Genomic DNA, 23,885 nt, shown 5'->3' with positions numbered 1-23,885 from the left:
ATGGCACGCAAGGATCTTCTCAAGGGGTTGATGGGCGCACCGGAGGACGAGGCGAAGTTGACAGCTGTCAACGAAGGTCCCTCCCCCGCCCGCCCGCGCTATTCCAAGGGCGCCATCGGCGCCGTCAGCCAGTCCATCGCCGAATTGAAAAGCCGCGCGCTGATCGAGGTGACGGCGGACCGGATCGACCCCGGCGGGCTGAAGGACCGGCTGGAGGAGGACCCGGAGGGCATGGCGTCCCTGCGCGAGTCGCTCAGGACCTACGGCCAGCAGGTACCGGTGCTGCTTCGCCCCGACCCGCAGTCCCAGGGGCGGTATCAGATCGTCTACGGCCGGCGCCGCGTCGCCGCGCTGCGCACCCTTGGCATTCCGATCAAGGCGATGGTCCGCGACCTCTCCGACCACGATCTTGTCGTGGCGCAGGGGCAGGAAAACACCGCCCGCCGGGACCTGACGTTCATCGAAAAGGCCAACTTCGCCCGGCAGATGCGCGAATCCGGATTTGACCGAAAGGTGATCTGCGACGCGCTCAACATCGACAAGACGGTGATCTCGCGCATGCTGAGCGTGGTCGACACCATCCCCCTGTCGATGATCGAGGCGATCGGCCCCGCCCCTTCCGCCGGGCGCGACCGCTGGCTTGCGCTGGCCGACCGGCTGTCCGCGGCGGGCAACGACGTTCGGCGCACGATGATCCGAAAACTGACGGCCCAGTCCGAAGCGCCGAGCGATCAGCGATTTGAGGCCGCGCTTGCCGCGCTGACCGCTCCCAAGCCCGAAAACAGACCCGAAACCCCTCTTTCGACCCTGATCGGCAGTGCGGAACAGCCGCTCGCCAAGGCAAAGAAGTCGGGTCGGAAAACCACCCTCACCTTCGATGCGACGCATACGGACGGGTTCGAGGACTGGCTGATCGACAACATGACGGAGATTCACCGCGACTGGCTGAAGGCCCGCGGAGAATAAGCAGAGAGCAGCAACCAAGGAGGCACGACCCGAGGCAAATTCCATAAAAAAGACCCCCCGAGACATATCATCCCGAGAGGCCGTTTTCGTTCTAGCACCTCGAATCTAGCCCCTTCGGTTGACAGCTGTCAACTCCGCCAGAGCGCGGAGAGCGGGAAAGATTTGCCTTCCGTGAAGAAAAATGAGGACAGTGACAACGACGCCCTTCGGGGCGCGGCCGGTGACGGCTGGTCTGATGGAAAATCAGGCGCGCGGCCGGGCGGAACCGGCTATCGGAAGCATGGACAAATGGCAGGTCCTGAATGCGCTCGGTCTGATCGCCAAGGACTATGGCATCGGGGATCGCACGCTCTCCGTCCTTCAGGTCCTGCTGAGCTTTCATCCCGATCAGGTTCTGCGCGACGGCACGCCGATGGTGGTCTTTGCCTCTAACGCCGCCATCTGTGACCGCGCCCACGGGATGCCCGAAAGCACGCTCCGCCGCCACATCGCCGCGCTGGTCGACGCCGGTCTGATCCTGCGCCACGACAGCCCGAACGGCAAACGCTACGCCCGTCGTGGCCGTGGCGGTGAGATCACCCGCGCCTTCGGTTTCGACCTGCGCCCGCTGCTTGTCCTGGCGCCCGAAATCGCCACCAGGGCAGCGGAGGAAACCGCCCGGCGGGAACAGATCGATGCGCTGCGAGAGGAGGTTTCCCTGCTGCTCCGCGACGCCCTGAAACTCGTCGCCTATGGGCAGGCCATTGGCGGAATGTGGGATGCGCTGGATGACCGCACACAGCTGGCGCGGCGGTATCTGCGGCGGAAGCTTGGCCTCGATCAGCTCACCGTCATGCGAGACGAGATGCAGGCGCTGGTGGCGGAGATCAGGGATCAAATCGAACCGGACGTTCCGCAACCGATCAGGGTCGAAACAGCCGCAACAGAGCATGAAACGGCGGAAGTGAGCGGCAGGGACACCCGGAATGAGCGGCACTATCAGAGATCAGATAAAGATCTTTCTGATAAGAGACAAAACCGCAGAACAGAGCCTGTTTCCCTTGCGCTTGTCCTGGAAAGCTGTCCGGACGTCCTGCCCTATCTCGACAGGAGAGTGACAGACTGGGAGAGCTTCACCTCTGCCATCTGTCCGGTGGTGCCCATGATCGGACTCGACACGGCTGTCTGGGGTGAGGCCTGCCGCAACATGGGTCCGCGGGACGCGGCGATCACCGTTGCGGCCATGGTGCAGAGAATTGGAACGATCGGCAATCCCGGAGCCTATTTCCGGACTCTGGCAAGGAAAGCGGGGGAGGGCGATTACTCACCACTCCCCCTGCTGTTGTCCCTGTCCCGGATCGGCGATCCCCGGCGGGCGGCATGAAGTTGACAGCTGTCAACTCTCCGGCGTCAGGCGTCGCCTTCCTTTTCGACCTCGACCTCGATCCCGGCGTGGCCGAGCAGTTCGAAAAGCCGCGCGAAGGCCTGTTCGGAGGTGGTGCTTTCCTTCTTGGCCTGCGTCAGGAACCGTTCTGCCGGTTTGGCGAAACGGATGGCGGCGTCGATCTCTGCATCCGTGCCTTCGCGGTAGGCGCCGATGCGGATCAGTTCTTCCATGTCGGCATAGCGGGCGAGTGCGCGGCGGGCGGCCTTGAGCACGGCGTATTCGCCGGAGTTGTGGCAGTCCGGCAGCATCCGGGAGATGGAGCGCTGCAGGTTCACGGCCGGGAAGCGGCCCTGTTCGGCGATGTTCCGGTCCAGCACGACATGCCCGTCCATGATCCCGCGCACGGTGTCGGAGATCGGTTCGTTCAGGTCGTCGCCGTCGACAAGCACGGTGTAGAGCGCGGTGATGTCGCCCTTCTCTCCGGTGCCCGGCCCGGCGCGTTCCAGAAGCTGCGGCAGTTCGGCAAAGACGGTCGGGGGGTAACCCTTGGTGGTCGGCGGCTCTCCACCGGCCAGACCGATCTCGCGCTGCGCCATGGCGAAGCGGGTGACAGAGTCGATCAGCAGGAGGACCTGCAGACCCTGGTCGCGGAAGTATTCGGCGCAGGCGGTGGCGGTCCAGGCGGCCTGGCGGCGCATCAGCGGGGGTTCGTCCCCGGTGGAGACCACGACGACGGAGCGGTCGAGCCCCTCGGGGCCGAGGTCCTTCTGGATGAAATCCTGCACCTCGCGCCCGCGTTCGCCGACCAGACCGACGACGATCACGTCGGCCTCGGCCCGGCGGGCCATCATGGAGAGGAGAGAGGACTTGCCGACGCCGGAGCCCGCGAAGATGCCCATGCGTTGCCCGCGGCAGAGCGGGGTGAAGACATCGAAGACCCGGACACCGGTGTCGATGCGGTCGCCGACGCGGCGGCGGGCATAGGCGTTCGGCGGGGTGTTGCGGGGCGGGCAGGGGGTCGGACCTTCGTGCAGCGAACCCTGCCCGTCGATCGGCTGGCCGAGGGCGTTGAGGACCCGGCCGATCCAGCTGAGGTCGGGGCGGATGTTTTCGCCGCCGGTGGAGATTTCCACCCGGTCGCCGATGGTCACGCCGGTCCAGGTGCCGAAGGGCAGGACGCGGGTGCCGCCGCCGTCGACCGCGACGACCTCGGCCAGCACGGGGCCGTTCTTGCCGTGGATGGTGCACCGCTGCCCGATCCCGAGCGCGCGGTTCAGGCCCACGACCGTCAGGGTGAGCCCGACGATTGCTGAGACCTCACCCGCTATCCTTGCGCCTTCGGAGGTGCGAGCAAGGGTAGAAAGCTCAGAGAATGCCGTTTTCATGGTAACTATCCATTGCTCTTGCGGATTTAATCATGCTAATCTTAGCATCGAGAGTAGTATATCCTTGGCAATCCGTAAAGGAAACCTTGCTGTGCGACTGAGTGACATGTCCTTCTTCAACCTCGCCTCGCGCCGGATGAACTGGCTGGGCGTGCGTCAGCAGGTCGTGGCGCAGAACATCGCCAACGCCAACACTCCGGGCTATCGGGCGCAGGACGTGAGCGCCTTTGCCGATGTGCTGCGCGGGACGAGCGGCGCGGTCATGACCACGAACAGCAAGCACATTTCGGGTCTGAACAAGGGCAGCGGCGACATTTCCATCCAGGACGACCGCGAGGCCTACGAGACGTCGCTTGACGGGAACACGGTTGCGCTGGAGCAGCAGACGATCACCTCGACCGAGGTGACGGAGAACTACCGGCTGGCGGCGCAACTGTACCGCAAGGGACACGAGATGCTGACGCTGGCAGCGACGGGCATCAGGTAGGGCAGGGGGCTATTCATGGATCCGCTCAAGTCAATCCTCACGATTTCCGCCAGCGGGATGCTGGCGCAGGGCGAACGGCTGAAGGTCGTGTCCGAGAACGTGGCGAACGCCTCGTCAACCGCGATGACGCCGGGCGAGGACCCGTACCGTCGCAAGACCATCACCTTCGAGGAGCTGCTGGACCGCGACACCGGCGTGTCGACCGTGCATGTCGCCAGCATCGACCGCGACGACAGCGATTTCTCCATGCGCTACGAGCCGTCGCACCCGGCCGCGGACGAGACCGGTTTCGTGAAGGTTTCGAACGTGTCGACGGTGATGGAGATGGCCAACATGCGCGAGGCGGCACGCAGCTATGAGGCCAACATGAACATGTTCGAGGCGGCGCGGAAGATGCGTTCCCAGATCCTCGACCTGCTGAAGTGAGGCGCTGAATGGACAAGCTGATCTCAACCGGGCTGGTCAACACTGCCTACGGGTCGTCCAGCAAGCTGACGGGCGGCCCCGGCGCGATTGCCGGGGCGGCACCGGAGAGCCCGCGCATCAACTTTGCGGAGATGGTGCAGAACGCGACACACGACACCATCCAGACCGTGCGCCAGGCCGAGCAGGTCCAGCAGGCCGGACTGGTCGGCGATGTCTCGGCGCAGCAGGTGGTCGAGGCCACGCTGGAAATGGAAACCACCCTGAAGCTGGCCGTATCGGTCCGCGACCGTCTGGTGGAGGCCTACCAGCAGGTCATGCAGATGCCGATCTAAGGAGCCATGGGTGACCGAGGCGGACGCATATGACATCCTGTCCGACACCATTCTCGCGGTGCTGATCGGATCCGCGCCGATCCTCGGGGTGGCGCTTGTGGTCGGGCTGATCATCGCCTTCTTCCAGGCGCTGACGCAGATCCAGGAGATGACCCTGACCTTCGTGCCCAAGATCGCGGCCATCTTCGTCGTGCTGCTGATCGCGACCCCGCTGATCTATTCCACCGTCAAGGGCCTGTCGGACAAGGTGTTCGACCTGATCGCCAGCGGGTCCGTCTGATGTGGCGGCTTCTGGTGGTGATCCTGCTGGCCTGGTGCGGGCCCGCGCTGGCGCAGTGGACGGGGTTCTACACCCCGACCGCGCGGCCCACCTCCGCCCCCGTGACGCGGGTCGAGGGGATGAAGGGCGCCTGCATCCGCGAGATCCTGCTGGCGCAGATGCGGTACCAGATCCCCGACAACCTGCTGCTTGGCATCGGGCTTCAGGAAAGCGGGCTGTATCGTGACGGCGACCTGACGGTCTGGCCCTATACCGCCAATGCGGAGGGGCAGGGCAAGTATTTCGACAGCGCGGGCGAGGCCGTGGACTGGGTGAACCAGCGGCGGCGGGAGGGCGTGACCTCCATCGACGTGGGCTGCATGCAGATCAACCTGCACTGGCATCCGGACGCCTTCGACACCGTGGCCGACGGGTTCAACCCGGCGCGGAACGTGGATTACGCGGCGGCCTATCTCGCGCGGCTGTACCGGGCCAAGGGCGACTGGACAAGGGCGGCGGCGTCGTACCATTCCGCGACGGAGGAACTGGGGCGCGCCTACCTTGCCCGGCTGCAGCAGAACGTGCAGGTGGCCAACACCCGGTTCGACAGTTTCCGCGCCATGGTCGGGCCGGGTGACGGCCGCGCGGTCGCGCCGCAGCCGCGGATGCCGACGAGCGGGGCGTTCTGGACCGCCGATCTGGGCCGCGGGGCAGGGGGCGGCGGGCGCAGCCTGTTCGGTCCGGGCGAGATAGAGCCGATCCTGCCCGTCTTCATGCGGGGGTCGTAGGCCATGGCGAACAGCGATCTCATCGGCGGCGGGACCCGGGGCGGGGGCATGTTCGCCTTCGGCCTGAAGAACCGCGACATCGGCTTTGCGCTTGGCGTGACGCTGGTCCTGTCGGTGCTGTTCATCCCGCTGCCGCCGATCATACTCGACTTCGGTCTGGCGATTTCGCTCGCCGTGTCGGTGCTGGTGCTGATGGTCGCGCTGTGGATTCCGAAGCCGCTGGACTTCAACTCCTTCCCGACGCTGCTGCTGGTGGTCACCATGCTGCGGCTGTCGCTGAACGTCGCCTCCACCCGGCTGATCCTGTCGGAGGGGCATACCGGGCCGGGCGCGGCGGGGGGTGTGATCGAGGGCTTTTCCCGGTTCATCGTGTCGGGCAACTTCGTCATCGGGATCGTGATCTTCGGGATCCTCGTGGTCATCAACTTCCTCGTCATCACCAAGGGTTCGACGCGGATTGCAGAGGTTTCCGCCCGCTTCAGTCTCGATTCCATGCCCGGCAAGCAGATGGCGATCGACGCCGACCTCGGCGCCGGTCTGATCGACGAGACGGAGGCCAAGCGGCGGCGCAAGGCGCTGGAGGACGAGACCGGGTTCTACGGGGCCATGGACGGTGCGTCCAAGTTCGTGCGCGGCGATGCGGTCGCCGGGATCATCATCACCCTGATCAACGTGATCGGCGGCATCCTGATCGGCGTGCTGCAATACGACCTGTCGGTGTCGGATGCGGCCAACAGCTATACCACGCTGACCATCGGCGACGGTCTGGTCAGCCAGATCCCCGCGCTGATCGTGTCGCTGGCCGCCGGTCTGATCGTCACCAAGGGCGGGACCGAGGGCGCGGCGAACGAGGCGGTTCTGGGCCAGCTGTCGAAGTTCCCCAAGGCGCTGTACATGGCCGCCGGCCTGCTGGCGGGCATGGGGCTGCTGCCGGGGTTCCCGCTGATGGTGTTCCTCATCATGTCCGGGGGCATGGCCGCGCTTGGCTGGTACATCCAGCAGCAGGAGGAGCGCGCCGCAGAGGCCCTTCGCCGCGCCGAGATCGAGAAAGAGCGCGCCGGGCAGACGCGTTCGGAGGAGAGCATGCAGTCGACCATGAAGCTGGACGACCTGCGGCTTGAGATGGGCGAGGCGCTGGTGCCGCTGATGTCCGCCGCCGACGCCGCGCTGCCGGGCAAGATCAAGTCGCTGAGGAACCTGTTTGCGCGGGAATTCGGGTTCGTCCTGCCCTCGGTCCGGATCACCGACGAGCCGGGGCTGCCGACCAACACCTACGCGCTGCTGGTGCAGGGGGTGGAGGTCGCGCGGGGCGAGGTGCGGCCGCAGGGCATGATGGTGGTGAACCCCTCCGATCATCCGCTCGACATGCCGGGCGAGGCGGCGAAGGACCCGACCTTCGGGCTCGACGCGCTGTGGATCCAGCCGGGGCAGGCGGCGGAGGCGGAGCGGCAGGGCTATACCGTCGTGGACCCGGAAAGCGTCATCACCACGCATCTGACCGAGGTGGTGAAGGAACATATGCCGGACTTGCTGACCTATGGCGCCGTGCAGGGGCTGATCGAGGGGCTGGACCGCGATTATCAGAAGCTGGTCGGAGAGATCGGCGGCCAGTCCCCGGCGATCCTTGTGCAGCACGTCCTGCAGGGTCTGCTGACGGAACGCGTGTCGATCCGCAACCTGCCGCTGATCGTCGAGGCGATCGCGGAGGCCAAGCGGACCTCGTCCAACGTCGTCACGATCACCGAACACGTGCGCCGCCGTCTGTCCAACCAGATCTGCAAGGCGCTGACGGACGAGAACGGCTATATCCAGGTCATCACCCTGTCGTCGAAATGGGATCAGGAGTTTCTCGACTCCGTGCGCGTGCAGGGGGATGAACGCAATCTCATCATGTCGCCGCAGCGTATCCAGGAATTCGTGCTGGAGGCGCGGCGGACCATTCAGGAACACGCCGCGGAGGACCGTTGGCCGGCAATCCTTGTCGCCCCCGAGGCGCGCAGCTTCATCCGCAACATGCTGGAACGCGTCAGCCCGATGACGCAGGTGATTTCCCACAACGAGATCCACCGCAACGCCAACCTGCGGACGCTGGCGACGATCGGGAAGGAGTGATGGACCTCGGCGCGCTGCTCACCACCCAGTTCCTTGGCGTGGCGCTGGTCTTTGCCCGCATCGGCGCGGCGATGGTGTTCATGCCGGGGTTCGGGGAAAGCTTCATCTTCGTGCGTCACCGGCTGGTGACCGCCGTGCTGCTGGCGCTGGTGCTTACCCCGCTGGTCGCGCGCGGCCCGGTACCGGAGGGGGCGCTCGACCTTGTGCGCGCCTTCGGGATCGAGGTCACGCTCGGCATCTGGATCGGGCTGGTGGCGCGGGTGCTGCTGACCTCGCTTCAGGTCGCCGGGGCGCAGATCGGCCTTGTTTCGGGTCTGTCCAACGCCTTCGCGCCCAACATCGGGTCGTTCCAGGGGTCCACCCTGATCGCCACCGCCCTGATGCTGGGCGGGGTGGCGGTGATCTTTGCCACCGACGTGCATCACCTTATCATCGAGGCGATCATCAACAGCTATGAGGTCTTTCCGCCGGGCCGGATCATGACCGGGGATCTGGCGCAGCAGATGACCAAGGCGGCGACCTCGGCCTTCTATATCGGGCTGTCGGTGTCCGCGCCCTTCTACGTCATGGGCGTGATCCTGAACGTCGGACTGGGCCTGACCAACCGGATGCTGCCCAGCCTTCCGGTGTTCTTCGTCGCCGCGCCCGTGCTGATCTTCGCCGGGCTTTTCGTACTTGTTCTGGCCGTTCCATCGGCGCTGCGGACCTTCCTCACTCACTTCGTGGAGTGGCTGGGTCTTCTGACCCTGTAGGAGGCGCGCGTGGCAGAGAACGAAGACAGATCAAACAAGACAGAAGAGGCAACGCCAAAGAAGCTCCGCGAGGCGCGGGAGAAAGGCGACGTTCCCTCATCCCGAGAAGTCGGCAACCTGATGTCGGTGCTGTCGCTGTTCCTCGTGGCGATCCTGTTCTTCCCGCAGCTTGGCCCGGTCATGGCCGGGGTCCTGCGGCGGATTTTCGAGAACGCGGGGCAGATCCGGGTCGGGGAGGACGTGCAGGGCATCCATGACCTCGGCCAGGTGACGATGGAGCTGTCGGGCGGGCTGGCGACGATCCTTGCCCCGGTCGCGGGCACCATGGTGCTGGCCGCAATCGCCGCCGTCCTGATCCAGGGCGAGGTGGTCGTCGCGGTCGAACGCATCAAGCCCAAGCTGTCCAAGCTTGACCCGATCCAGGGGTTCAAGAAGATCTATTCCGCCGACGCGCTGGTGGAGTTCGCCAAGAGCGTCGGCAAGGTGCTCGTGGTTGGCGCGATCTCCATCTACATCGCGCAGCTGTCGATCCGCGGTCTCTGGCAGGCGGAGGAGGTGAACCCCGAGGCGCTGCTGCCCTACGTGGGCAAATACGCCTCCATGCTGCTGATCACGATCACCATCATCATGGTGGCGCTGGCCGGGGTCGACGTGATGTGGAAGCGGTTCCAGTGGGCGAAGAAGCTGCGCATGTCGGTGCAGGATATCCGCGACGAACACAAGGAAACGGAAGGCGACCCGCTGATCAAGGCCAAGCGCGCCGAACAGCGCCGGCGGCGGGCGCAGCAGCGGATCACCACGACGGTGCCGACCGCGACCGTCGTTCTGACCAACCCGACGCACTATGCCGTGGCGCTGCGCTATGACAACGGCAAGGATCAGGCCCCGGTCTGCGTCGCAAAGGGCGCGGACCTGATGGCCGGGCAGATCCGGAAGGTGGCGCGCGACCACGACGTGCCGATCGTGGAGAACCGTCCGCTGGCCCGTGCCCTGCACGCGGTGGCCGAGATCGACGAGGAAATCCCGCTGGAGCACTGGCAGGCGGTGGCGGAGATCATCGGATACGTGCTGGACCTTGAGCGGAACGTGAACCGCCTGCCGCCGTCGGGATCGTCCCTGCGCTACTGGGACTGAGCGAGACCGAGGAATGCGGACTGGTCACGGTAGTAGTCCCAGATCCAGGCCCGGGCTTCGTTGACCGGGTCGGGAACAGAGCCGAAACCGGTCCTTTCGGCCATCATCCGGGCGGTGAACCCGGCGGCATAGGCGACAAGGTCATTGGCTGCACTGGCCCGGGTGCCGGTCCCTGTGCGGTTGAAAATGGCCATGAAATCGCGCTCCATCTCCGGATCGTCGAGGAAGCGGATCAGATCGGGCAGCAGGGCGGTGTCCCCGGCAAGCACCCTTTCCGTCAGGTCGAGCGTTGCGTCCAGCAGCACCGGGATGTCCGCGTCGCAGTCGAGGTCGAGCGCGGTGGCCCGGCGGGCCTCTGCGATCAGGAAGCGGGCCTGCGCGTCTTCGTCCAGAGTCATGAAACTGTCCCAGGTGGCCCCGTTCACAGCCGTATCGCCCGGTAGGAGAGGATTTCGGCGGCGAGCGTGTCGTAGTTCACCCGCCCCTCCGCATCCACATGGGCGTCGGAGTAGAAAATCCGGTCGGTCCATGCGGGGTCGATGACGTTGGCGCTGATCTCCTCCGCCAGCCGGTCCTGCCCGGCCTCGGTCGGGGCGGTGAGGAACTGGCGGAGTTTTTCGACAAGCTGGTCGTGGTCATACATGGCGGAGGGTTCCTGTCAGGCGGAGAGGGGCGCTGGATTTCGGTGCGGTCGGCAAAGCGTGCGGGGTCGGCGGGGCGGCCTGCCGCAGGATCTGCGCGACCGGGTCCTGGGCCTTCGCCCATGCCACGGCCCTTGCGACAAGCGGGTCGATGTCGCGCGGGCCGTCGATTTCGGGCTGCGGGGGAAGCAGGAAATCGGTGCCGCCCAGGACAGCGGGCACCATCCGCTTTTCGAACGGGTCGGGCATCACGGCATGCATGACGTCGTCATAGTCGGGACGGGAGAGGGCGGCGTAGAGGTCGGCGGAAAAACCGTAGGTGGACGCTCCCGCCCGCACGTCGAGCTTGAGCCGCCGGTCGCCGAGGTCCCGCACAGCGACGGAGCCGTCGGAGAACCGCCAGATCTCCCACCCCTGGTCGCGGAGGTAGGTGAGCAGGGTCCGGCGCGAGGTGATCCGGGTCTCCGGCCCCAGTTCGATGACCTCCGGCAGGGCAGGGCGGGGGCGGAACAGGGCGGAGAGGCGCTGGCGGAACGACCGGGGCGGAACGGGCGGCATGTCAGACCTGTCACTGCGGCCGGAGGGGGCCGCCGAGAGGATTTCGGCCTTGAGGTGTCCGCCCATCCCGTTCCCCCATGGGTCGTTCAGCAGCCAGAGTGGCGGACCGGGCTGGAAGTAGGCGTCGCGCGACGGTTGGCTCATCCGCGCATCGGCGACGATGGAGGTCGGCCCGGCACCGATGCCCCCGACCTCTGCATGCAAGGCTGACGCCTGCCTGCAGTCCACCCAGCCCCGGTAGAACTCCGCCCGTGTCAGGGGGAAATCGCCCTCCGCCGCGCGTGCGTCGAGAAGCCGGAAAAAGCCGATCATGTCGGCGCGCTCCGCGATGGTCGGGTGCGGGGCGCGGGGGGCTGCGGGCATCCTTGGACTTTCCGGTGGAGCGGGCATCGAACGGGTCACTCCGCGGTTATTACGCGGGGAACAGGCGCGCCGGCCAGCGTTTCCAGCGTTTGCGCGTCACGCCAGTGCAGGGCCTGACCATGGTCGGCCCGGATCCTGTCGATCACGCCGGTTTCGCCGCAGAGCATCCGCGTCAGGGCGAAGGCGGCCATCGCGCCGTGCGGTGCGCAGTGGTAACGCGTGGCGATCGTCACCGGATCGCAGGCCGCGGGCAGTCCGTGCAGGAAGGCTGCTTCCGAGGACGTCGAGAAGTCCTCCGCCGCGATTGCGGCCAGCGTGGTCCGCAGACCGGCCAGGTAGTCCGGCAGGGCTTCGGTCTGGAAATAGCCCTTCTCGGGCGTGAAGCCGGGCGCATCGATGTCGATGAAATGCACGGAAGGGGTCGGAAACTGCCGGAGAAAACCAGGCAGGCGACGATCCCGGTCCGGCGTCCGCAGGGAACAGAGTGCCGGCCCGGTTCCGGTCTTGCCGAACACCTGCTTCAGCGCGGTCGCGAAGGCATCGCTCCGGACCCAGGCCAGAGGCTGGGCAAGGCAGATGAGCCCCTTTTCGATGAAGGTGTACCCCGGTTCGACATGCAGCGTCACGCCCGGGTAGAGGAGGCGGGAAAAGCGCGGCCCGGACTTGCTGTATCGCCACCCGTCCGCCTCGGCCCCGGGAGCGGAGGCTGAGGTGATCGCGAGGATTTCGGTTTTCAGGTGGCCGCTCATCCAGTCCCCCATGCGTCGCTCAGGCCCCGTCGGCAAGCGGCGCGACTTCGGGCGCGGCGGCCTCCAGCCGGTCGAGAAGCTTTGCAGCCTGTCCGCCGATCCAGTCCGGGTGGTCGGCGCGGAGGCGGGCGACGGCGTCGGTCTCTCCGCACAGGATGCGGGTGACGGCGAAGGAGACGTGTGCGGTGTGGGGATTGCCGTAGTACGCATCCCCCGGAGTGCGGCGGGTCGGCAGGCTGCGCAGGAACGCGGCTTCGGAACTGAGGTCGTAGTCCTCCTGCATCACGGTCAGTGCGGTCTTGCGCAGTTCGGCAAGGTAGTCGGGCAGGGTTTCGGTCTGGTAGTGGCCGTTGGAGTCGTCGTAGCCGGGGACCTCCATGTCGATGAAGTGCACGGAGGAGGCATCGAACCGCGCCTTCAGACCCGGAGAGCGGCGGTCGGGATCGGCATTGATGACGTTGAAGTCATGGCAGACCGGACCGATACCGGAGGTCCCGAAGACCTGTTTCAGCACCCGGCCCACGGCCCGGCTTTCAACCGGGGCGACAGGGGCAGTCAGGCAGATCAGGCCCTGGTGCTGGAAGATGAACCGCGGTTCGACATGCAAAGTCACGCCCGGGCAGAGATCGCGGGAAAAGCGCGTCCCGGACTTGCGCAACCGCCAGCCTTCCTCGGCGGCGCGGGGGGCGGTGGCGGCGGTGATGGCGAGGATTTCGGTTTTCAGGTGGTTGTTCCTCTGAGAGTGACCCATCGGACAGGTTCGCACTTGGTGACGTCGGCCCGGCTGATGCAGATTGCAGCCTGAGTCAGCATCAGCGAGCTGCAAGTCGGAGTCGTTCCAACTGTGCCACAAAATAATCGCGATACTCAGGCCGCGCCTCGATAACCGGGTCAGGCAACAGGTCGTAACCCGTCCGCTCCGCCACAATGCGCGCAACGAACCCGCAGGCATATCCGCCGATGTCGAGAGCGGCAGCGATGTCGGTGTCATGGCCGACCAGGCCTGCCCATGTCGGGAAGTCGTTTTCGGTGTCGACGTCGTTCACCGTGCGAATGAGTTCAGGCAGGAGCGAGGTTTCTCCACCAGCAACCCTCTCGGCGATGTCGAGAGCGGAACGAGCCTCTTGCAGGAACTTCGGTGGAATGCTTGGGACCAGGGTCAACGCTTCCTGAGCATCCCTGAGAAGACTTTTGCATTGGTTGTCGGACACAAGCGATGCAAATGTGTGAGGGTCAGTCAACAATCGTTCCATTTCCTAACATGAGCGGCGGAACCACAAGGCCGATGGCGTAGGTCATCGGCTGCGGTATTTGGACCCGGCCGGGGCCGGTCGTGAGGCCCCGATTGCGGTGGCCGATACGGGAACGGAGATCACCACTGTCCGCACGGCTGAGGTATCAGACCTCGGATGACAGCCACAGCGGCGGGCCGGGCTGAAAATAGGCGTCCCTTGGCAGTCTGCTCATGCGCGCGTTGGCGACGATGGAAGTCGGGCCAGCACCGATGCGGTAGGTGTCGCGCGGGCCGGTGAGCCTGACCATTTCGGTCATCGTATCGATCGCGGCCTCTGCTGCGGCGAGATGTATCTCGCATATGTCGAGCAGTGTCCCTCGGCCGGTATGATCGAGAAACTCTGCCGTGAATTCGCATTCGGCCAGCAGGTCGTCCTTTGCGGGCAGACCTGCGAACAGAGCCCTGATGTCACCGATTTCGGCCTGCAGCGTGGCCTCATCCCCGCACGACACCCAGCCCCTGAAGAAATCGCTCCGGATCAGGGGGAAATCCGCGGGTGCGGCGACCCGGTCCAGAAGGAGGAAGAAGCCGAGCACATCCGAGCGCGCTCCGACGACCTTAAGAAGGCCGGGACCGATGACGCCGAAGGTATTCGTCAGTTGCCGCACCGCGGGGTGGATGTCTGCCGCCACCGATTCTGCCTCTTACTGGATGAAGAACACGCTGGATGCCGGTATCACACCGTTGGTCTGCGTTTCAATCGACACCCGGATGGCCGCCTGGGTCGAGGCGGTGACAGTCTGTCCGCGGATATCGATGTAGACCTGCTGGACCATGCCGGCGGGAAGATGCACTTCGCGCTGTGCCGCCTGCCCGGCAACGTTTCTCACCAGGTTGGAGTATCCGTTGCTCAGGTCATAGTTCTTCACTTCGCAGGCGATGTCGTTGCACACCACAATGTCGGGCCGGACGCTTCCGGGGTATCCATAGCGGACTTCGCGACCGTTGAAGTAGCTGACCTGTATCCGCAGGTCGTCGCTCAGCCCGCCGAGCATGGCGACGGTATCGCGTTCGGACTGCGGCGGCGTCACGCGGGTTAAGGTGATCGGCTGCACGGTGAGATCGACGGTGCCGAGACGCTTCGTTCCGCTGCTTACGACCACATTGGTGCCGGAGAATTCCGCAAGAACCTCGGTTCCCAGCATCTCGCCCGCGACGGCAGCCGTACAAATCGGTTCGCGCGCGCAGATCTGGGCGGCATACCGGATGGTGGCGTTGAAGGCCATCACGTTGGTCACGGCGAGCGCGCCTGCGACCATGCCCAGACCGAAGGCTTCCGGATTCCACGCCGGCCCGGACATGATGGTTCCGCGCAGCAGACCGGCCCGCTGGTTATCGGCCCAGAGTTGGTTGAAGCCGTCGGACGTGCCGAGATAGGAGTCCACCGCAGCGCTCACGTCGCGGATTGCCTCGAAACACGCCTGAGAAATCTGGTTGCGGCACGCCGCCATCGCCGCGGCGTCCCGGACCCGGTCGAGCGTTTCGATTTCGTCAAGCTCACGCTGGAGCGCGTTGATCTGTGCGTTGGTACAGTTGCTCTGTGACTGGCAGACCTGCAGTGCCGCGACGATCTCTGCCTTGCGCCGTGCTTCCGCGTGGTGGAGGTAGTTGTTTGCAAGCCCCGACGTGGCGATCGTGGACCCGAAGGACACGCCGATTGCCAGGCCATCCGCCCAGAGGAAGCCAGCCAGCCCCCCGATCAGCGGCGCCAGCGCCGCCTTCTGTTCATTGCTCAGCCCCGACCCGGCCAGAACCGCCTGGCTCGCGCCCGCGAAGAAGCCGCTGGCGCAGTTCCCGTTGAGAGCCAGGATCGCGACGCAGCCGACGCCTCCGTGCAGGAGGATATGGGGGAGGGAGCCCTCCCAGCTGGCGGTGCCGGTGCCGAGGTTGCCGATGCCGAACTGGACGACGCCCATGGCTTCGGTCACGAGGAAGGTGCGGCCGAGCGTGTCGAAGCCTGAGAAGACCGGCTGGCCGTAGACGACGTTGGTCACCATCCTGTTGACGATCTGGTCGCTCAGGCGGTTCACCACGGCCTGGGGCGAGAACTGCGCGCCGAGGCCGCTGGCGAAGGGGCTTGCGTCGGAGAGGCCGAGCGCCGTGCCAAGCTGGAAGTTCGTCGTGATGACGCCGGAGATATAGGCCGAGCCGCCCGCGAGTACCGCGTTGCGCAGCACCTGCGACGGGTCGAGGTTGCCGGTGATGGCGCCCTCGATCCCGCCGGAAATCAGCGCGTTCGCCGCCGCCGCCTGCCAGCCCGAGAGGCCGAGCCCGGCCGGACCCGTCACCGCGCTGACGGCGATGGAGAGCAGGGCCTGGAAGGCGGGCGTCAGGCGGACCTGCTTGTCGTACCAGCTGTGGTCGCGCAGCATGATGGTGCTGTAGGTCGCGTTGTAGTCGTCCATCAGCTGGTCGAGGTAGGCGTATTGCGCCCCGTTCGTCGCGCCGGGCAGGGCGTAGGCGCGGGTGTAGTCGGTGGTGACGGTTGCCGCCGTGGCCGCCGCAGCGGTGCGCGCCGCGGTGGTGTGCAGCGGGTCCAGCGTCGTGCCGAAGGTCCGCGAGCCGATGATCGTCAGCAGCTGCGAGTTCAGGCTCACCGCCGGGGCCGCCGCGATATGTGCCGACCCGCCGATGGAGAACACCACCGGGTTGGGCGAGGTGATCTGCGGAAGGGAGGCGGTCTGGCGGTCGTAGCCCTCCTGGATCGTGGTGATCGTGACGAGGTTCTGCTTGTTGGTGTAGCTCTGGCTCTTTTCTGAGTTGATGGAGGCGAGGATGTTCAGGTTGCCAAGCGCGGAGAGGGTGATCGTCTTGGCGGCGAGGTTGCCGTCCTGGATCGTCAGATTCTTGCCCGAGGTGATGGTGAGCGTGTCATCCGCCAGCAGGTCGTTGCCGGAGTTGAAGGTCGCCGTCTTGGCGGTGGAGTTGGTGCGGTTGCGGTAGGTGATCCCGATGAAGGTGCTTTTCGACTTGGTCGTGGTGGAGACACGGGATTCCGCCGCATAGGTGCCAAGCGTGATCGACCCGCCGCCCGCGCCGCCGTTCAGCGTCGACAGCAGCATGGATTTCGCGACGATCTGGGTGCCGGCGCTGATGATCCGGTTGTAGTCACCCGAGGGCGCGGCAGCGCTGGCGATGTAGACCTGACCGTTCTGCGCCTTGATCGTGGTGGGTTTGTAGAGGTCGTCGTAGGCGTCGTAGGTCGTGGTGATGGTGGTCTTCTTCAGGCCGAACCAGCTTTTCTTCGTGGTCGTGGTCTGGTGGTTGTACATCCAGAACCCCGGCGCGGCGGCCATGGTGATGGTGCCCTGTGCGGAGTGGATGGTGATGCCGCCGTTGGTCGCCGTGACCTGGGTGCCGATCAGGTCGATGTTGCCGGTCGCCATGATCGATACGCTGCCGGTGGCGGAGAGGATGTTTTCGTAGGCGCGCAGTTCGGTCAGCTGGACGTTGTTGATGTTGTGGCCCGACAGGACGGCCTTGTACTTGCTGTCGAAGGACCAGCCGATCCCGCCGGGGCGGCTGTCTTCGTAGCTTTCCAGGTAGAACGGCTCGGAGAGGATATTGCCCCCCGCCACCAGCGCGAGGTCGCCGCCGGTGTGGATCTTGCCCGAGATCAGGTGGATGTCGTTGCCCGCGTAGAGCGTCATCCCGGCGGCCTGGGCCAGCAGGGTGTGGCCGCGGATGCCCGCGTCGGCCACGTTCCAGTAATCGCCGGTGTTGGCCACGCCCGGATTGGCGTCGCGCCAGTCGAAACCGTCCCATTCGATCAGGATGTCGTTGGCGGCGGCATAGAGGATCTTGCGGGCGGAGATGACGTGGTCGCGCTGCACGATGTTCTCGGTCGCGCGGAAGGTCACGTCATGGCCGGTAAAGCGCTGGTCGGTGTCGACCACGATCCGTTTGGCGAAGGCGACGAGGTTGTAGTTGATGTTCTGCGTGGTCAGCCATTCGCTGGTATAGAACCAGCCGCTGCCCTGCATGATTTCCAGCGCGTCGCCGGGGTTCAGCGTGACCGATCCCTGCGGCTTCACCCGGTTGTTGCTTTCCAGGTGCAGCACCTTGCCCGAGGTGATGGTGGCGGAGCGCAGGAAAAGCTCTCCGCTGGACAGGATCACCACGTCGTTGGCGGCATTGATCGTGCCGCGCAGGTAGGCCTTGCCGCCGGTCGCGGCGAGGCTGATGGAGCCCGACGCGGTGAGGTTCGCGAGTTCGTAGCCGGAGTTGTCGGCCTCGGTATAGGTGCCGAAGTCGCCGTTGCGGATTTCGACGACCACGTCCTTTAGCGTGCCGGAGATGACGCTCAGCTTGCGGTTGGTGGCCGTGGTATCGGGGCGGGTGATGTCGCTGGCGCGGACCTGGACCAGTTCGGTGCCGCGGATGAGCCCGGCCTTGGTTTCCAGGTCGTTGGCGGCCTCGATGATCAGCTTCTTGGTCGTAATGGTCTTGTCGACGATCACGTTGTAGGCGGTGGAGACCAGCGTGACCGCATTGGTGCCGGTTGTGGTGCCGCGCATGGCGACGGTTTCGCCCTCGGCATAGATCGAGTTTGCGGCGGAAAGGTTGATCGGAACCCAGACGCCTCCACCCGCCGCGATGAGGGAGATGTCGCGCCCGGTGACGCTGCCCGCCGAGAGGGTGATCGACCCGTTACGCGCCCGGATGCCGGTAGCGGTGGTGCCCGCGATGGTGCCGTCGTTCGCCATCCAGCCCGCGTCCGCGTCGAGCGAGATCACGTCGCCCTGGATCTTCGCCGCGCTGCCGTTGATGACCCGGTTGCGGATTGTCCCGGCCTGCGCGCGCACGGTGGCGGTCGCCAGCGTGGTGCCCTGGTTGTCGAAGTCGGTCTTGCCGAGCACGTCGACATCCTTGCCGCGCAGCATGCCGACGTTGACGATGCCCGCCTTGGTCGAATTGACCTCGGCCGTTTTGGTGGCGTGGATCGTGGCGCCCGCGTTGTTGGACACGGTGCCCTGCGTCTGGATGGAGATGTCGTCGGCCCGGATGGTGCCGGAGTTGGTGACCACGGCGGTGGTGTTGGTCGACACCGTGCCGCCCCGGATCTGGGCGAGCGTGGTGGTCGACTGGCCGGAGACCCCGACCGCGCCGATGGTGCCGGTGTTGGTCACGTCCTTGGCGGAGGACAGCGCGATGGTCTTGCCGTAGATCGCGCCGGTGTTGGCGATGTTCCCGGTGGCGGAGGTGACGGCCATGATGTCCGTCGCGCGCAGCGTCCCGGCGGAGGACAGGGAACCGACGCGCAGGTCGACCCCCTTGGAGTCGATGACGTTGGACACGCCGAGGCTCATCGCGCCGGTGACGCCGGCGTAGACGTGGCCCTTGGATTTGATCTGCCCGATGTTGGTGCCGCTGGTCCCCATGGTGAGGCTGGCCGCGTCGAGGCCGAAGTACGTCTCTGCGTCGATCAGCCCGTTGATCGTGGCGCTGCCGCCCGCCTTGCCGAACAGGCCGAAGACGTCGATGCTGCCGGTGTTGGTGAAGGATCCCGCGAGGGTGAAGCCAAGCGACCCGGCCTCGATCGTGGCACCGGATGCGTTGTTGAGACTGTCGGCGGTGACGGTGATGTCCTTCGCCCCGTAGAGCCCGCCGGTGTTGGTCACGCCGTCCGATGCGGTCAGGATCATCTCGGTCGTGGTGATCTGGCCGGGGGTGGAGTTGGAGATCGACGCGGCGTTGACGGTGACCTTGTTCTGCGCCTCGATCAGGCCGGTGTTGGTCAGGCTCGACGCCGCGGTGATGGCGATCCGGTCATAGGCGAACAGGCTGCCCTTGGTCTGCACGCTGGTACCGGTGGCGTTCAGCGTGACGATATTGGCGAAGGCGCGCCCGTTGGTGATGATCTCTGGTCCGGTGACGATCAGCTGCGACGCGGCGCTGGCCTCGCCGAGAAGCTGCGTCTTGGCCGACCCGGTGACGGTGATGTTCCCGGTGGCCGTCATGACGGAGTCGGCGGAGGCGGTGAAGGTCGAGGAGGCCAGTGTCACCGTCGCCCCGGACACCCGTCCGTTGACCGAGGTGTTTCCGGTGGTGGTGGAGATCACCGCCTTGTTCGACGACAGCAGGCTGCCCGCGTTGATCCCTGCGGAGGCCGCGGTGATCCGGATGTCGCCGGCGGCATAGGTCAGACCGCTCTGCGTCAGTCCGCCGCTCAGCGTCCAGGTGTTGTTGGAGGTGCCGGTCAGCGCGACATCGCCGCCGTTGGAGAAGCTGGTGCCGGTCAGGTTCAGCTGCGTGGCCGAGACCTGCGTGTCGTTGCTGATCCCGATGGAGGTGCCGTTCAGCGTGATGGAGCTGTTGGTGACGGCCGACCCGCCGAGGCTGAGCCCGGCCTGCGAGGTCAGCGACAGCGCCCCGCCGGACTGCAGCGCGCCGGTGGAGGAGATGCTGCCCGCGCTGATCGTCAGCGTGCCGTCGGTCACGAAGGCGCCGGGGCTGGTGAACGCGCCCGACATCGCGATGTTGGTGTTCCCGGTGCCGGTGTAGATGCCGCCCCGGTTGTCGATGCTGACGAAGTTGGCCAGCAGCTGCAGACGGTTGCCCGCCGTGATCTGCCCGTCGTTGCGGAAGGAGGTCGTCGCGCCCAGTTCGGCGATGCCTCCGGTCACCAGTTTCCCGGTGGAGGTGATGCGAAGCGTCGGGGCGTCGAGCCGAACGGTTCCGGTGGTGCTCTGCACCAGGCCGGTGAGCGTCAGGGAGGCGGGGCCGGAGAGGGTGATGTTGCCGCTGCCCGCCACCTTGCCGCCAAGGGTCATGCCGGCAAAGGTCATCACCACGCCGCGCCCGGCGGTCAGGGTCTGGGTGGCCGTGTCGGGGTTCAGCCCCGCCAGCACCACGCCATCCGCGCCGTTCACGAAGCGCGAGGCGGAATCCCGGCCCGTCATGGTGACGGAGCCCTGGGTCGCGAAGATCCCGTTGTTGTCGAACAGGTCGACGTTGGACCGGGTAAGCGTGTCGATCAGGTAGACGCTGCCGGAGTTGGTGATGACGTCGGTGTTGATCTGCCCCTTCTTCGCCCGCACCAGCGCGTTGAGGCCGGAGTTCTGGAAGCGCGGCCCGTTCACCGTCAGCGTCTGGTCCACCTGCATCGTGCCGGAGTTGTCGATCGTGCCCGAGGACGTCAGCGTCGCGTGCCGGTAGCTGGCCAGTACGCCGCGGTTGGTGATCGCCCCAGTGCCGTTCAGCGTGAGCTGCGTGGAGGAGACGAGCGCGCCTTCGTTCAGGATGGTGCCGCTCACGGTGGCGGTCAGGGTGCTCTGGCTGGTGATCGACCCGGTGTTGGTGAAGGTCGGCGCCGTCACGGTCACGGTGCCGGGCGTCGCGATGGTGCCTTGCTGCGTGAAGGCGGAGGAGGCGGAGACCTGTACCGTCGCCGTGCCCCGGATGTCCGACGCGCCCTTGGCGACCACGGTGGCACCGGTCAGGTAGACCCCGTTGCCCTGGATCGCGCCGTTCTGGGTCAGCGTGGTCGTCGCGGTCAGCCGCGCGTCGGCGGAAGCAGAGATCAGCCCGTCGTTCAGCAGGATCCCGGCGCTGGTCAGGGTGATGCCGCTGCCGAGCACGATGCCGGTCGCTTCGTTGGTGAAGCTGGTCATCGAAAGCGAGAAGGACCCGTCGGAGGTCATTACGCCCCGGTTGGTGACGGTCTTGTTTGCGAGGGCGGACAGCCGGTCCGCGCCGATCACGCCGGTCGCCTCGTTCACGAAGCTGCTGCCGAATGAGATCTGCGCGGTCGGCATGAGCCTCAGGTCGCCGGCGTTGCGGAAGGTGCCGGTGGCGGCGACGACGAGCTTGCTGCTGCCGGAGGCGAGCGGTTCGACCACCACGTCCTGCCCCAGCATGAACCCGCTGGTCGTCACGCCGACATCGTTGCCGGTGAACAGCGCGGAGAAGGCCAGCTTCGTCTCGCCGTTGGTGGAGGAGCCGGTGAGCCGGTCCGCGATGATCGTGGCGCCTTCGACCGACAGCCCGGCCTTGCCGGTCAGGGTGGCGTTGCCAAGCGCATAGCCATAGCCGCCGAAGCTGAGCGTCTGGTTCGTCGCCGTCGCCGTCAGGAAGCTGTCGGACTGGATGTTGCCCTTGATGTCCACCGCCCCGTGGGAGGAGGAGAAGGTGACCCCGGTGCGCCCGTAGACGCCGGCGGTATCGAACAGCGTGACCCCGGTCCGTCCGGTGACGGAGACGGCGGCGTTGGTCGACACCACGTCCCGTTCCACCGTCGCGCTGCCGGAGGAGGCGTTGACGCTGACCCCGCCGGTCGCCGTGGCGGAGCGCACGATGATGTCGGAAGGAGAGGAAACCGCGATGTTCGAGGCGCTGGCCGACAGCGCGCCCTGCGCCCGCACGCCGAAGCCGGTCTCGTTGCCGACGATGGTGATGCGCCCGGCCTCCATCGCGCCGAAGCTGGTGGCGTCGACGCCGTAGTCGCGGGTGGTCCCGGCTCCGGTCAGCGCGCCGGTGGAGGCGCGCGAGGCGCTGGAATAGCTCAGCGCGCCGGACTGCACGTTGACGAGGTCGCGCGCGGTCACGCGGCCATCGACCACGACGAATCGGCCAACGAGGTTGACCGTGTCCACGCCCCGCGCCGCCCCGTCGAGCCCGTTGCGGCCCACGGTGACGGTGCCCTTGGTGACGTTCAGGGTGACGGTGGATCCGCTGACGCCCGGCACGCCGGTGGAAAGCGTCGCCTCGCCCGCGTTGATGAAGGAACAGCCCGAACAGGTCAGGCCGTTCGGGTTGGCGATGACCACATGTGCCTTGGTGCCCGCGACCTCGACCGGGCCGACGAGGCTGGTCGTGGCGGTGGTGTTGCGCACCTCGTTCACGATGGTCGTGGCCGGAGTCCCGGCGAGGTTGGCGTTGCCCGCGATGGTTCCCTGAAGCTGGGTCGTGACCGATCCGGTGGAGTTGTTCAGCACCACCCCTTGTGAGGTCACGTCGAAGCGCGTGTATTGGTTGTGGGAAACACCGCCGCTGCCCGGCTTGGCGATGTCAACAACCTGAGGGCGAGTTGACTTCTTCAACGTGGGCGCGAACCCTACGTTGCCGTTCGGGTCGATCACGACCTCCTGTGCGGAGGCCATCTGCGTCATCACCGGCTGGACGATCAGCACTGCACATAAAAATGCAGTAAAAAGTTCATGTAGTTTATTCAAAAGGCGCTGCGGGATCCGGACGGCAATATGATTCGGGCGCAATTAGGGTTCCTGCAGGCGAAGAGTTCACATGATCGCGACGTAAACCAAAAAAATCGATTCAGGCAATTGAGATTTTTTTGCACCACTGTCCGCGGGAAATGAAACCGGGTGTGCGGCTTAAAAAGATTGCGCTTGGCGGAGCCGCTCAGACTCGGATAGGGGCCGCTTTGGCTGTCTTCTCCACCTTGGGAAAAAAGGGGTTTCAAATGGGTCGTTCGCTGCTTGCCGGTCTGGTGCTTTTCGGGTCTGCAACCATGTCCTTCGCGGACATCTCGGCGGGTGTCGCCGCGCTGGACAAGAGCGACTTCGAAACCGCCGCGGAACAGTTCCGCGCGGCCTTCGAGGCGGGGCAGCCGGACGGCGCCTTCTACCTTGGCCGCATGTTCGAGCTGGGCCTTGGTACAGAGGCCGACATGACCCGCGCGGGCGATCTGTTCCGGGTGGCCGCGGACGGTGGTTCGGCGCTTGGCCTCAACCGTTTCGGCCTGATGTTCATCGACGGCCAGGGCGTGCTGCGTGACTTCGAGAAGGGCGCGGAGCTTGTTTGCAAGGCGGCTGACATGGGCGATGCCAACGGGCAGTTCAACTGCGGCGCGCTGATGCTGGACGGGCGCGGCATTCCTGCGGACCCGGACAAGGCCCGCGCGCTGTGGTCCGAGGCGGCGGAAGGCGGCCACATTGCCGCCGGCAATCTTTTGGCCGTTGCTTATAAGGAAGGGGAAGGCGTGGAAAAGGATCCGGCCCGTGCGTTTGCCCTTTTCAGCGCAAATGCAGAGCGTGGCAATGCAATGGGTCTTTTTGAAACGGCAAAAGCCCTTCACGAAGGGAATGGCACGGAAAAAAACCTGGTTCAGGCTTATTCCTATGCCAATATAGCCGCCGCGATGACCCATCCCGAAGCCCCCGCCCTGCGCGACGAGATCGAGGCGGAGCTGACCCCGGAGCAGGTCGCGGAGGGGCAGAAAATGGCACGCGCATGGGTTGAAGAAAGCCAGAAGCGTGCGGCGGAGGCCTCGGCAACCGCTGCGGTCACCGCGCCGGCGGCCGGCAACTAGACC

At 65.8% G+C, this 23,885-nt stretch carries 20 protein-coding genes; 11 read left to right on the top strand and 9 right to left on the bottom strand.

Going from position 1 to position 23,885, the window contains the following annotated elements:
* The gene (repB, locus tag IEV87_RS20980; protein ID WP_188479686.1) at window positions 1–966 is read left to right on the top strand and encodes a plasmid partitioning protein RepB; all 966 of its coding nucleotides are present in this window, start codon (window positions 1–3) and stop codon (window positions 964–966) included.
* A gap of 181 nt (window positions 967–1,147) precedes the next feature.
* The gene (gene repC, locus IEV87_RS20975; RefSeq protein ID WP_188479685.1) at window positions 1,148–2,329 is read left to right on the top strand and encodes a plasmid replication protein RepC; all 1,182 of its coding nucleotides are present in this window, start codon (window positions 1,148–1,150) and stop codon (window positions 2,327–2,329) included.
* Between the two features lie 26 nt (window positions 2,330–2,355).
* Here the strand turns inward: repC and fliI are convergent, their stop codons facing one another.
* Entirely contained in the window at window positions 2,356–3,717 is a 1,362-nt protein-coding gene (gene fliI, locus IEV87_RS20970; protein ID WP_188479684.1) for a flagellar protein export ATPase FliI, read from the bottom strand.
* Window positions 3,718–3,808: 91 nt separating this feature from the next.
* Here fliI and flgB point away from each other — a divergent pair, with 91 nt between their 5' ends.
* Genes flgB through flhB form a run of 8 tightly spaced genes read left to right on the top strand, consistent with a single transcriptional unit; the run spans window position 3,809 to window position 10,007 of the window.
* Window positions 3,809–4,204, top strand: coding sequence for a flagellar basal body rod protein FlgB (gene flgB / locus IEV87_RS20965; protein WP_188479683.1), 396 nt, complete (start codon window positions 3,809–3,811; stop codon window positions 4,202–4,204).
* 15 nt (window positions 4,205–4,219) lie between these two features.
* Window positions 4,220–4,630, top strand: coding sequence for a flagellar basal body rod protein FlgC (flgC, locus tag IEV87_RS20960; RefSeq protein WP_188479682.1), 411 nt, complete (start codon window positions 4,220–4,222; stop codon window positions 4,628–4,630).
* 8 nt (window positions 4,631–4,638) lie between these two features.
* Window positions 4,639–4,962: a flagellar hook-basal body complex protein FliE gene (locus tag IEV87_RS20955; RefSeq protein WP_188479681.1), complete on the top strand. Its 324-nt coding sequence runs from the start codon at window positions 4,639–4,641 to the stop codon at window positions 4,960–4,962.
* Window positions 4,963–4,972: 10 nt separating this feature from the next.
* On the top strand, window positions 4,973–5,242 hold the full coding sequence (locus IEV87_RS20950; RefSeq protein WP_188479680.1) for a flagellar biosynthetic protein FliQ: 270 nt from the start codon (window positions 4,973–4,975) through the stop codon (window positions 5,240–5,242).
* Complete coding sequence (locus tag IEV87_RS20945) at window positions 5,242–6,009, top strand: lytic transglycosylase domain-containing protein (protein ID WP_188479679.1); 768 nt, start codon at window positions 5,242–5,244, stop codon at window positions 6,007–6,009. The genes IEV87_RS20950 and IEV87_RS20945 overlap by 1 nt, the downstream gene beginning before the upstream one ends.
* A 3-nt stretch (window positions 6,010–6,012) precedes the next feature.
* Window positions 6,013–8,121 carry a flagellar biosynthesis protein FlhA gene (gene flhA / locus IEV87_RS20940; protein WP_188479678.1) on the top strand — a complete coding sequence of 703 codons (2,109 nt, stop codon included), beginning with the start codon at window positions 6,013–6,015 and terminating at the stop codon, window positions 8,119–8,121.
* Window positions 8,121–8,873, top strand: a complete 753-nt coding sequence (locus IEV87_RS20935) for a flagellar biosynthetic protein FliR (RefSeq protein ID WP_188479677.1) — start codon at window positions 8,121–8,123, stop codon at window positions 8,871–8,873. Before flhA ends, IEV87_RS20935 begins: the two co-directional genes overlap by 1 nt.
* Before the next feature lie 9 nt (window positions 8,874–8,882).
* On the top strand, window positions 8,883–10,007 hold the full coding sequence (gene flhB, locus IEV87_RS20930) for a flagellar biosynthesis protein FlhB (protein ID WP_188479676.1): 1,125 nt from the start codon (window positions 8,883–8,885) through the stop codon (window positions 10,005–10,007).
* Here the strand turns inward: flhB and IEV87_RS20925 are convergent.
* The 8 genes from IEV87_RS20925 to IEV87_RS20890 form a co-directional block, all read right to left on the bottom strand.
* Window positions 9,995–10,405 carry a hypothetical protein gene (locus IEV87_RS20925; protein ID WP_188479675.1) on the bottom strand — a complete coding sequence of 137 codons (411 nt, stop codon included), beginning with the start codon at window positions 10,403–10,405 and terminating at the stop codon, window positions 9,995–9,997. The genes flhB and IEV87_RS20925 overlap by 13 nt on opposite strands.
* Before the next feature lie 23 nt (window positions 10,406–10,428).
* The gene (locus IEV87_RS20920; protein WP_188479674.1) at window positions 10,429–10,650 is read right to left on the bottom strand and encodes a hypothetical protein; all 222 of its coding nucleotides are present in this window, start codon (window positions 10,648–10,650) and stop codon (window positions 10,429–10,431) included.
* Window positions 10,643–11,569: a hypothetical protein gene (locus IEV87_RS20915; protein ID WP_188479673.1), complete on the bottom strand. Its 927-nt coding sequence runs from the start codon at window positions 11,567–11,569 to the stop codon at window positions 10,643–10,645. Before IEV87_RS20915 ends, IEV87_RS20920 begins: the two co-directional genes overlap by 8 nt.
* A 35-nt stretch (window positions 11,570–11,604) precedes the next feature.
* Window positions 11,605–12,318 (bottom strand): hypothetical protein, encoded by a 714-nt coding sequence (locus IEV87_RS20910; protein WP_188479672.1) that lies wholly within the window; start codon window positions 12,316–12,318, stop codon window positions 11,605–11,607.
* Between the two features lie 19 nt (window positions 12,319–12,337).
* Window positions 12,338–13,069, bottom strand: a complete 732-nt coding sequence (locus IEV87_RS20905; RefSeq protein WP_188479671.1) for a hypothetical protein — start codon at window positions 13,067–13,069, stop codon at window positions 12,338–12,340.
* A 61-nt stretch (window positions 13,070–13,130) separates the two neighbouring features.
* Window positions 13,131–13,571, bottom strand: coding sequence for a hypothetical protein (locus IEV87_RS20900; RefSeq protein ID WP_188479670.1), 441 nt, complete (start codon window positions 13,569–13,571; stop codon window positions 13,131–13,133).
* A 145-nt stretch (window positions 13,572–13,716) separates the two neighbouring features.
* Entirely contained in the window at window positions 13,717–14,244 is a 528-nt protein-coding gene (locus tag IEV87_RS20895) for a hypothetical protein (protein ID WP_188479669.1), read from the bottom strand.
* Window positions 14,245–14,256: 12 nt separating this feature from the next.
* Window positions 14,257–22,713: a beta strand repeat-containing protein gene (locus tag IEV87_RS20890; RefSeq protein WP_188479668.1), complete on the bottom strand. Its 8,457-nt coding sequence runs from the start codon at window positions 22,711–22,713 to the stop codon at window positions 14,257–14,259.
* A gap of 320 nt (window positions 22,714–23,033) precedes the next feature.
* Between IEV87_RS20890 and IEV87_RS20885 the strand changes: the two genes are divergently transcribed.
* Window positions 23,034–23,882 (top strand): tetratricopeptide repeat protein, encoded by an 849-nt coding sequence (locus IEV87_RS20885; protein WP_188479667.1) that lies wholly within the window; start codon window positions 23,034–23,036, stop codon window positions 23,880–23,882.
* The last annotated feature ends 3 nt before the right edge of the window (window positions 23,883–23,885 follow it).

Origin of the sequence: Primorskyibacter flagellatus, from assembly GCF_014638275.1 — a bacterium.
Taxonomy (GTDB): Bacteria; Pseudomonadota; Alphaproteobacteria; order Rhodobacterales; family Rhodobacteraceae; genus Pseudooceanicola; species Pseudooceanicola flagellatus_A.
The sequence above is the reverse complement of the archived record's forward strand: the minus strand, read 5'-3'. Positions and strand labels throughout refer to the sequence as shown.

Bases quoted from the DNA above. Each gene is read 5' to 3' on its own strand.
- IEV87_RS20945 (WP_188479679.1), top strand. From the start codon at position 5,242: ATGTGGCGGCTTCTGGTGGTGATCCTGCTGGCCTGGTGCGGGCCCGCG.
- flhA (WP_188479678.1), top strand. From the start codon at position 6,013: ATGGCGAACAGCGATCTCATCGGCGGCGGGACCCGGGGCGGGGGCATG.
- repC (WP_188479685.1), top strand. From the start codon at position 1,148: ATGAGGACAGTGACAACGACGCCCTTCGGGGCGCGGCCGGTGACGGCT.
- IEV87_RS20905 (WP_188479671.1), bottom strand. From the start codon at position 13,069: ATGGGTCACTCTCAGAGGAACAACCACCTGAAAACCGAAATCCTCGCC.
- IEV87_RS20900 (WP_188479670.1), bottom strand. From the start codon at position 13,571: ATGGAACGATTGTTGACTGACCCTCACACATTTGCATCGCTTGTGTCC.
- IEV87_RS20910 (WP_188479672.1), bottom strand. From the start codon at position 12,318: ATGAGCGGCCACCTGAAAACCGAAATCCTCGCGATCACCTCAGCCTCC.
- IEV87_RS20955 (WP_188479681.1), top strand. From the start codon at position 4,639: ATGGACAAGCTGATCTCAACCGGGCTGGTCAACACTGCCTACGGGTCG.
- IEV87_RS20935 (WP_188479677.1), top strand. From the start codon at position 8,121: ATGGACCTCGGCGCGCTGCTCACCACCCAGTTCCTTGGCGTGGCGCTG.
- IEV87_RS20925 (WP_188479675.1), bottom strand. From the start codon at position 10,405: ATGACTCTGGACGAAGACGCGCAGGCCCGCTTCCTGATCGCAGAGGCC.
- IEV87_RS20885 (WP_188479667.1), top strand. From the start codon at position 23,034: ATGGGTCGTTCGCTGCTTGCCGGTCTGGTGCTTTTCGGGTCTGCAACC.
- IEV87_RS20920 (WP_188479674.1), bottom strand. From the start codon at position 10,650: ATGTATGACCACGACCAGCTTGTCGAAAAACTCCGCCAGTTCCTCACC.
- fliI (WP_188479684.1), bottom strand. From the start codon at position 3,717: ATGAAAACGGCATTCTCTGAGCTTTCTACCCTTGCTCGCACCTCCGAA.
- repB (WP_188479686.1), top strand. From the start codon at position 1: ATGGCACGCAAGGATCTTCTCAAGGGGTTGATGGGCGCACCGGAGGAC.
- IEV87_RS20915 (WP_188479673.1), bottom strand. From the start codon at position 11,569: ATGCCCGCAGCCCCCCGCGCCCCGCACCCGACCATCGCGGAGCGCGCC.
- IEV87_RS20890 (WP_188479668.1), bottom strand. From the start codon at position 22,713: ATGGCCTCCGCACAGGAGGTCGTGATCGACCCGAACGGCAACGTAGGG.
- flgC (WP_188479682.1), top strand. From the start codon at position 4,220: ATGGATCCGCTCAAGTCAATCCTCACGATTTCCGCCAGCGGGATGCTG.